The sequence below is a fragment of the Acidithiobacillus sp. TH-A36 genome (genome assembly GCF_057473445.1).
Genome location: NZ_JBYCKP010000469.1, coordinates 1 through 7,551, shown reverse-complemented (window position 1 = coordinate 7,551; position 7,551 = coordinate 1). Strand labels below are relative to the sequence as shown.

Genomic DNA, 7,551 nt, shown 5'->3' with positions numbered 1-7,551 from the left:
GCACTATATCCAAGACCATTACTATCGTTGTCGTAATCCATCATAGTCAGACTCCTTCATCAGGTGATGACAGTGGGGGCCTTGCGGCCCGTAAGCTTTTCAATGCGGGTCAGATCCTTGCCCAAGGCAATCAGTTCACGCAGAACCCGTTGTGGATCCAGTTGCTGGCGCGCAGCATCCTGCTCCAGATGTTCATGATAAATCCGCAGAGTCGCACCCTCGGTTCCGGTTCCGGAAAGACGGAAAACCAGGCGCGCTCCATCGCTAAACAGCAGGCGCAATCCCTGATGGCTGCTAATGCTTCCATCTATCGGATCCGTATAGGCAAAATCATCAGCGGTCTGGACAATCCTTCCCGCCAGCGTTTGCCCTGCCAGCACCGGAAGCTGAGCAGTGAGTGTCGCCATGATTTCTTCCCCGGCGCTGGCAGGTATTCCCTCGTAGTCATGGCGGGTGTAGTAATGGCGGCCAAATTCCTGCCAGTGCCGGGCCACGATTTCTGCCACGGATTGGCCGGTCGCGGCGATCACCGACAGCCAGGCGAGAATTGCCCAGAGCCCATCCTTTTCGCGGACATGATCAGAACCGGTGCCGAAACTTTCTTCGCCACAAAAGGTAATCTTGCCGGCATCCAGAAGATTCCCAAAAAATTTCCAGCCGGTCGGCGTTTCATAATGCGGTATGCCCAGTTTTTGTGCTACCACATCAACGGCCTGACTGGTGGGCATGGAGCGTGCAACGCCCTTCAATCCTCTGCGGTAGCCGGGAATATGCGTAGCGTTGGCAGCCAATACCGCCAGAGAGTCGCTGGGTGTGACAAAAAACTGGCGACCCAGAATCATGTTGCGGTCACCATCGCCGTCGGATGCTGCGCCAAAGTCGGGAGCCTCTTCGCTGAACAGATAATCAGCAAGGGGCTTGGCATAGACCAGATTGGGATCGGGATGACCACCACCAAAATCCGTCAGGGGAATGCCATTGACGACCGTACCCGCAGGGGCACCCAGCTGGTTTTCAAGAAGTTCCAGGGCATAAGGACCAGTGATGGCGTGCATGGCGTCAAAACGCATGCGGAAACTGCCTTTAAAAAGACGACGCAGCGCTTCGAAGTCAAAAATGCGGGCCATCAGCTCGGCATAGTCCCGGACTGGATCGCAAATTTCAACGGTCATGTCGCCAAGTTGAAAAATGCCATCGTGATCGATGTCGACATCAGCAGTATCCAGAGTTTGATAGCTCTGGATGCTTTTACTACTGGCCCAGATGGCATCCGTGATTTTTTCAGGAGCGGGCCCCCCGTTGCTGATGTTGTATTTGATGCCGAAGTCATGATCGGGGCCAGCCGGATTGTGGGAGGCGCTGAGGATAATGCCGCCATGGGCATGGTGGGCACGAATGACTGCAGAAACAGCCGGCGTGGAAAACAGTCCTCCCCGGCCGACCATGACTTTGCCCCAGCCATTGGCAGCGGCCATCCGCAAAATGATCTGGATGGCTTCGCGATTGAAAAAGCGTCCATCGCCACCAAGAATCAGCATTTTGCCCTTGCGGTCAGGAATCGCTTCAAAGATCGATTGGACAAAATTCTCTAGATAATGAGGCTGCTGAAAAACCGCGACTTTTTTACGCAGACCCGAGGTGCCGGGGCGTTGATCGGGGAAAGCCTGTGTAGGTATCGTCAGCGCCGCCATGGTACACCTCAGTGTTCAAGTGGTAAGTCGATGATGGTCGTTTTTCTACTGGAATCAGTCCGAATCCAGACCGTATAACCACTGATCTGCCAGGAACTGACCACAGCCCCTTCACTCTGGATGGCCTTTTCACTGGCATGCACAACGTCTGGATCACTGGCTTCGTCCCAATCGGCAGTAACATGACGCCGGAGCAATTCCTGCGGGTCCAGATCGCCAGATTCAAAAACGGCCTGGGCATCTGGAGAGACATAGATGGATCCGAGTTCAAACAGCATGGTTTTTTTCATGGTTCTCAAATTATAGCAGGAGGAAAAAAATCACAAGGCAAAGCCCTGGGTGCGCAGAAAGTCACGACTGGGGTTTGCACACTGGTTCATCAATGCAATCCGGTGTGGATTGTGACGGGCGCGACGTGCCCAGGCCCTGGGATGGCTCAGACCGGCCGCAGCATAAACCTGTTCCGAGGGGAAAAAGCAGGTGCGCAGAAACTGCCGGAATACCTCACGCAACACCGGACTGATGGCCTTTTTTTTCAGTACATGCATGGACTGGCTGCGCATCTGAATGGTTGTCCGGGCAAAAGCCATATGCCGCGCTTCCTCGCGCATGTGCACATGGGTAATGGCGAGCACGGCAGAAGGCAGATCCTTACGGGCGAAAATCAGGCGGTTCATGCGATCTGGCACATCCTCGCCGATAAGAATAGTCGCCCAAAAAGCCGCAGAACCCTCTGGAGCGTAGCGGGCAAACAGACGTGCCAAGGGCGGACGCTCACCAAGAGGGGTCATGAATGGCAGATGGGAACGCTGCTGGAGCTCCAGAAACATGAGGCTATGTCCGACTTCTTCACGCAGTTCGTGAAGCTGGTAATGATAGCCCTGGGGATCGCGATACATCTCGTGCAGGGAGTTGGCACTGAGTCGCTGGATGAACAGGGCCTCCAGCCAGAGGCCCAGCTCACAAAAAGAGACAAATTCCACCTGCGAAAGCCGGGTACGTTCATCCGCACTGAGCTGCTCGTATTCCGGTAATCCATAAAGAGAAACCAGGGATTCTGGTAGCCAGGCGCTGTCAGCATCCAGACTTTCCCAGGGGATGGTGCTGACCGGATCCCGGTATTGACTGCTATGTGCAGACAAGCGTTTGACTAGCGCCTCATGATGGCGCTGAATCCGGGCCTGGACGGGGATGTTGGACGCAAAAGTCATGCGCTATTGTGCCATGGTCTAGGAGACCCTCCAAGCTTTAAGCGGACTGAGACCCTGGGCCTGACGTAGGGAGGACAGTGCTTCGCTGACGGAGTAGCGGGCTTGCCAGCCAAGTGTCTCTTGAGCGCGGCGGGTATCGACAATGAGCGGATTTTCCAGAGCCTGAAGCCAGCCCGGATCACCCAAAGCCCGATTGAAGGGCCGCAGACGGCGATGGATGCGATGTAACTGTCCCGGGTTCAATGGTAAAGACCAGCGGCGCGGAATGCTGGACCACGGGACAGGTTCTGCTGCGGCAATATTGAACACTCCACCATGGGCGTGATCCAGAGCAGCAATGATGGCGCTGGTCGCATCTTCTTCATGCAGACATTGGATGGGTAGACCCGGGTTCTTCATGCGTACATTAAAGGGGCTGGTCGCAATGGCGTTTACCAGTTTTTGCCCATGGGGGCCGATGATGGCATGAAGACGCAATCGGGTAACTGCCAATGCCGGTTGTTGGGCGGAGAAAATATCCAGCCAGGATTCCAGTGCCGCCTTGTCTTCACTATAGGCAAAACCGGGCACCGGCCGGCAGGGCCAGTTTTCATCCAAGGGAATGGGATTATCGGGCCAGGCACCGTATGCGGCAACACTGCTGGTGTAAATGACATGTCGCACGCCGGCGCTGGCTGCTGCCTGAAAAAGATGCTGGCTGCCGCGCAGGTTGATGTTGCGCATCTCGCTGCGCCAACGGTTTTGCGGCCCCAGATGGGGGCTGAGAACCACAAAGGCCAGGTGAATGATCTGGTCAATGTCCGCCAGTTGCTCTGCAAGACGCGGGTCGCGAATATCCATGCTGAAGTAGCGCATTTTGGCAGAGCTAAAAGCGGGCGGGTGAATATCGACAGCGATCACCTGCTGAATATCCGGCCGTTGCACGAGAACCGGAAGTAATGCTGCAGCCGTATGACCGGCAGCACCGGTAACCATGACCCGCATCAGCGGGTTTCCGGCTGGTTCAGGAAAGGTATGACTTCTTCCGCGAGCAGTTGCAGGGAGCGCCGGGTAACTGCACTGGATACCATGCCTGCGCCAACCGCCAGAATCAGGCGATCCACTCCGGCACGGGCATATCTGGAAAGCTTCTTTCGACAGGTTTCCGGATCACCGACCACCACCATGCCCATACTTTCGAGCATGCGTAAACTCAGGCCGCGCCGCAGCAGGGGCTCAAGGAAGCCGAGCCGGTGATAGTATTCATAGCTTTCCCGCAACTGCGCGAGAACCGGCCGGGTCTGATCCAGCAAGCGCTGATAGTACCAGGTAAATCCCTCAGCCAGCCGTCTGGCTTCGGCGGCATCTTCCAGGCAAAGGCAACCAATGGTCATGGCAAATCCATTATTTTGTCCGGCCTGCAAAGGGCCTTGACCATGTTGCTGTTGCCAGCTCTTTTTATAAGCGCGCAAATCCTGTTTGGTCATGAACCAGGGCTTGAAGGGTCCGGAGAGAACCCCGATGCCTTCCTGAGCGGCCCACTGAAAGGTGGCGGGACTGACGGCTGCTGTCCACAGGGGGGGGTGAGGCCTCTGGATGGGCTTGGGTAATATATCCAGATTTTCAAACTGATAAAGTTTATCCGTGTGGCTGAAAGCAGGTCCTCCAGCCTGGCGAAGAATTTGCAGACCTTCCTTCATATGTTGGCGGCTGTCGGCCATTTGCCTACCGAAAAGTTGATATTCCTTGGGAGAAAAACCGCGACCAACGCCGAGCTCCAGGCGACCGTTGCTGAGAATATCCAGGGCGGCAACCCGTTCGGCAACCCGGATTATGTGATTATAAGGCAGTACCACAACTGCATGTCCCAAGCGTAACTTGCTGGTACGTTGACTGGCAGCAGCCAGAAATATTTCGGGGGCGCTGGAATGCGAATATTCCCGCATGAAGTGATGTTCTACCAGCCAGGCACCATGAAAACCCAGCTGATCCGCCAGGCTGAGTTCGTCGAGCGTTTCGTGATAAACTTGGGCTTCGCTGCGGCCCTGATGTTCGGGAACAGCAAGTTCGTAGAAAAGATCAATTTTCACTATTGAGGAGCCTCCGTGACCCAGATTGCATCTACTCCGCGCCAGATTGCCGAACGCTTGCAAATTGCCATACTAACATCAGAACAAATGCGCCTGCACTGGGCGGATGAAAGTACGGGCATTCATTACATGGAAGTCGTCATGCCCCTGGAGTGGCAGGAAAGTCCGGAGGGAGACTACCTGCTTTGTAAGGTTCTGGCAGAAAATCTGGAAGTGCGGGTACGGGTTGATCTGATCCAGAACCTTCCGGCACCGGTAAAATAACGGGATCTACTTTTCAGGAGACTCCAGAAGCTGCGGAAAGATCTTCTCCCGATAATAAGCCAGTTCGTCAATGGATTCACGGATATCCGCCAGGGCCTCATGTTTTTCTGCCTTGGGAAATCTCGGGAAGCCGGGATACCAGCGGGAAGTCAGCTCTTTGAGCGTGCTGACATCAATCATCCGATAGTGAAAAAAGCGCTCCAGTCGGGGCATCAGTCTTGCCAGAAAACGCCGATCCTGGCAAATACTATTACCGCAAATGGGCGAAGTGCCGGCAGCGACATGCGCGCTGAGAAAATCCAGGGTCTGGGTTTCCACGGCCTGGGTATCCAGTCGGCTGTCTCGCACCCGCTGAATCAGCCCGGATTGACCATGGGTACGCTGATTCCAGTCATCCATTTTGGCCAGCACAGTGTCGGGATGATGCACGGCCAGCACCGGCCCTTCGCAGATAATGCGAAGCTGGTTGTCGGTGACAATACTGGCGATTTCAAGGATTTCATCCTGCTCAGGGTGCAGACCGGTCATTTCAAGATCCACCCAGACTAAGCGTTGGTTTTTGGGGTCCATACGACATCCTTGTTGAACAAGCAACAATAGTGTAGCATGATAACCACGATATAAAAAAAGACGGATCAAAGATCCGTCTAATAGCCGCAAAACAACCGCTACAAAACTGTTTCATACCTAAAGCACTGCGGCCTTCGGGCCGACGGTGCATAAAATTCTTAAAGCGCTCCCTCTTTCTGTGAGGTTTGGGTACGTTGCGCCCTCGCCATGGATTGCATAATACGGACGTTTTGTTTCTGGAATATTTCCGCAAAATACCCTGTTTGATTTTTTTTGAAGGCCCGTTTGCTTGTTCACAGCGCCCATAAAAAAAGACGGATCAAAGATCCGTCTAATAGCCGCAAAACAACCGCTACAAACCTGAAAGCATAACCGTTTTTATCATTTACCGGCTTGCTGAAAAACGCGCTCCACTCTATCTTTTGGTTTGGGTACCGCTGCTGCCTATGGTGTTATAGTAGGCGGTAAATATTTCGGGAATATTTCCTGATGGGGCACATTGCTTCATCAGGGAAGAGCAAGCGAGGCAAGTTATGGCGGTCGTGTTGATAGTGGATGATGATCAAAGGCTTGCAGACATGCTACGGGAGTATCTGGTAGCACAGGGACTTGCGGTTTTGCTGGCAGCCAATGGCAGGCAGATGCGTCAACACCTGCTTGCTGGCCCAATAGATGTCATCGTATTGGACTGGATGTTACCAGGTCAGGATGGCATCAGTCTGGCCAAAGAGCTACGCAGCAAGGAAGGCGGCCCACCCATTCTGATGCTCTCGGCGCGGGGAGAGGATGACGAGCGCATTCTTGGTCTGGAAAGTGGGGTGGATGACTATTTGGCCAAGCCTTTTAACGCCAGGGAATTGTTGGCGCGCTTGCGCGTACTGTTACGGCGTAGCGGTAAGGATGAAGGTGCTGACAAGGTAGAGATCGGAGAATTTCACCTGCAGATTTCGGAGCGCCGGCTATATCGAGGCGATGCTGAGGTGGACATCAACCCGGCGGAAATGGATTTATTGCTGGTTTTTGCACAACGACCAAAACGTATTTTGAGCCGGGATTTGCTGTTGCAACTTTTGGGCGGCGAAGAAGATGGACGCTTTGATCGCAGTATTGATGTACGCGTTACCCGCTTACGAAAAATTCTGGAAGAAAATCCCCGGCAACCGCGTTTTTTGCAGACAGAGCGTGGCTTGGGCTATCGTTTTGTGCCGGGCCCATGAGTTTGCGGCGGGGCAGAAATTTATTTTCGCAGACGGCCTGGACGCTGGGGCCGGGCATTGTCATTTTACAGATTCTGACCTTGGTGATAGTTGTTCTGACCGTACTTTATCCGTTGGCAGAACGATCGGCGGAAGATCTGGCCGGTCTGATTGTGATCAGCGCCAAAACCTACACCGAGCTTTCGCCCGAAAATCGACCGGCTTTTCTGGAAAGCCTGCGTGCGGATAATGGGGTAGAAATCTCGGCGCAACTGGACCGCTCAATAAAACATACGCATGGCCATATTTATGGTTGGCTTTTGAGCCAGGCACTCAGTAAACGTCTGGGAAAACCGGTTCCCGTAGATGTGTTGGGTGGCGCGGTACGGACTTTCTGGGTGCCGGTAAACATTTCCGGACAAACCATCTGGGTGCATTTTGATCGGGGGCGCCTCGCTTCATCACTGCCTATCGCCATGATTTTTGTTTTGGTGTTTTCGACCCTGGCGTTGGTGGTTTTGACCATGATTCTGGTACGCAGGGTTTTAAA

At 54.0% G+C, this 7,551-nt stretch carries 8 protein-coding genes and 1 pseudogene; 3 read left to right on the top strand and 6 right to left on the bottom strand.

Annotated elements, in window-relative coordinates; translation table 11 throughout:
• Positions 1-59: 59 nt before the first annotated feature.
• Genes AC2VLY_RS12105 through AC2VLY_RS12085 form a run of 5 tightly spaced genes read right to left on the bottom strand, consistent with a single transcriptional unit; the run spans position 60 to position 4,971 of the window.
• Positions 60-1,691, bottom strand: a complete 1,632-nt coding sequence (locus AC2VLY_RS12105; protein ID WP_486922354.1) for an alpha-D-glucose phosphate-specific phosphoglucomutase — start codon at positions 1,689-1,691, stop codon at positions 60-62.
• 8 nt (positions 1,692-1,699) lie between these two features.
• On the bottom strand, positions 1,700-1,981 hold the full coding sequence (locus AC2VLY_RS12100) for a hypothetical protein (RefSeq protein WP_486892367.1): 282 nt from the start codon (positions 1,979-1,981) through the stop codon (positions 1,700-1,702).
• Between the two features lie 30 nt (positions 1,982-2,011).
• Positions 2,012-2,902 (bottom strand): diiron oxygenase, encoded by an 891-nt coding sequence (locus AC2VLY_RS12095; RefSeq protein ID WP_486892368.1) that lies wholly within the window; start codon positions 2,900-2,902, stop codon positions 2,012-2,014.
• 18 nt (positions 2,903-2,920) lie between these two features.
• Positions 2,921-3,886 carry an NAD-dependent epimerase/dehydratase family protein gene (locus AC2VLY_RS12090; protein WP_193649527.1) on the bottom strand — a complete coding sequence of 322 codons (966 nt, stop codon included), beginning with the start codon at positions 3,884-3,886 and terminating at the stop codon, positions 2,921-2,923.
• Positions 3,886-4,971, bottom strand: a complete 1,086-nt coding sequence (locus AC2VLY_RS12085; RefSeq protein ID WP_486892370.1) for an LLM class flavin-dependent oxidoreductase — start codon at positions 4,969-4,971, stop codon at positions 3,886-3,888. The genes AC2VLY_RS12090 and AC2VLY_RS12085 overlap by 1 nt, the downstream gene beginning before the upstream one ends.
• 15 nt (positions 4,972-4,986) lie before the next feature.
• Here AC2VLY_RS12085 and AC2VLY_RS12080 point away from each other — a divergent pair, with 15 nt between their 5' ends.
• Positions 4,987-5,235 carry a hypothetical protein gene (locus tag AC2VLY_RS12080; RefSeq protein ID WP_193649529.1) on the top strand — a complete coding sequence of 83 codons (249 nt, stop codon included), beginning with the start codon at positions 4,987-4,989 and terminating at the stop codon, positions 5,233-5,235.
• Between the two features lie 6 nt (positions 5,236-5,241).
• Here AC2VLY_RS12080 and orn read toward each other — a convergent pair whose 3' ends face one another.
• Positions 5,242-5,805, bottom strand: a complete 564-nt coding sequence (gene orn / locus AC2VLY_RS12075) for an oligoribonuclease (protein ID WP_300251260.1) — start codon at positions 5,803-5,805, stop codon at positions 5,242-5,244.
• A gap of 533 nt (positions 5,806-6,338) precedes the next feature.
• On the opposite strand from orn, the gene AC2VLY_RS12070 reads away from it, so the two are divergent.
• Positions 6,339-7,022: a response regulator gene (locus AC2VLY_RS12070; RefSeq protein ID WP_010640404.1), complete on the top strand. Its 684-nt coding sequence runs from the start codon at positions 6,339-6,341 to the stop codon at positions 7,020-7,022.
• Positions 7,019-7,551, top strand: a pseudogene (locus AC2VLY_RS12065) (two-component sensor histidine kinase); the annotation flags it as partial. The gene AC2VLY_RS12070 and the pseudogene AC2VLY_RS12065, both read left to right, overlap by 4 nt.

Coding starts and splice junctions, on each gene's coding strand:
- AC2VLY_RS12105 (WP_486922354.1), bottom strand. CDS start 1,691: ATGGCGGCGCTGACGATACCTACACAGGCTTTCCCCGATCAACGCCCC.
- AC2VLY_RS12100 (WP_486892367.1), bottom strand. CDS start 1,981: ATGAAAAAAACCATGCTGTTTGAACTCGGATCCATCTATGTCTCTCCA.
- AC2VLY_RS12095 (WP_486892368.1), bottom strand. CDS start 2,902: ATGACTTTTGCGTCCAACATCCCCGTCCAGGCCCGGATTCAGCGCCAT.
- AC2VLY_RS12090 (WP_193649527.1), bottom strand. CDS start 3,886: ATGCGGGTCATGGTTACCGGTGCTGCCGGTCATACGGCTGCAGCATTA.
- orn (WP_300251260.1), bottom strand. CDS start 5,805: ATGGACCCCAAAAACCAACGCTTAGTCTGGGTGGATCTTGAAATGACC.
- AC2VLY_RS12070 (WP_010640404.1), top strand. CDS start 6,339: ATGGCGGTCGTGTTGATAGTGGATGATGATCAAAGGCTTGCAGACATG.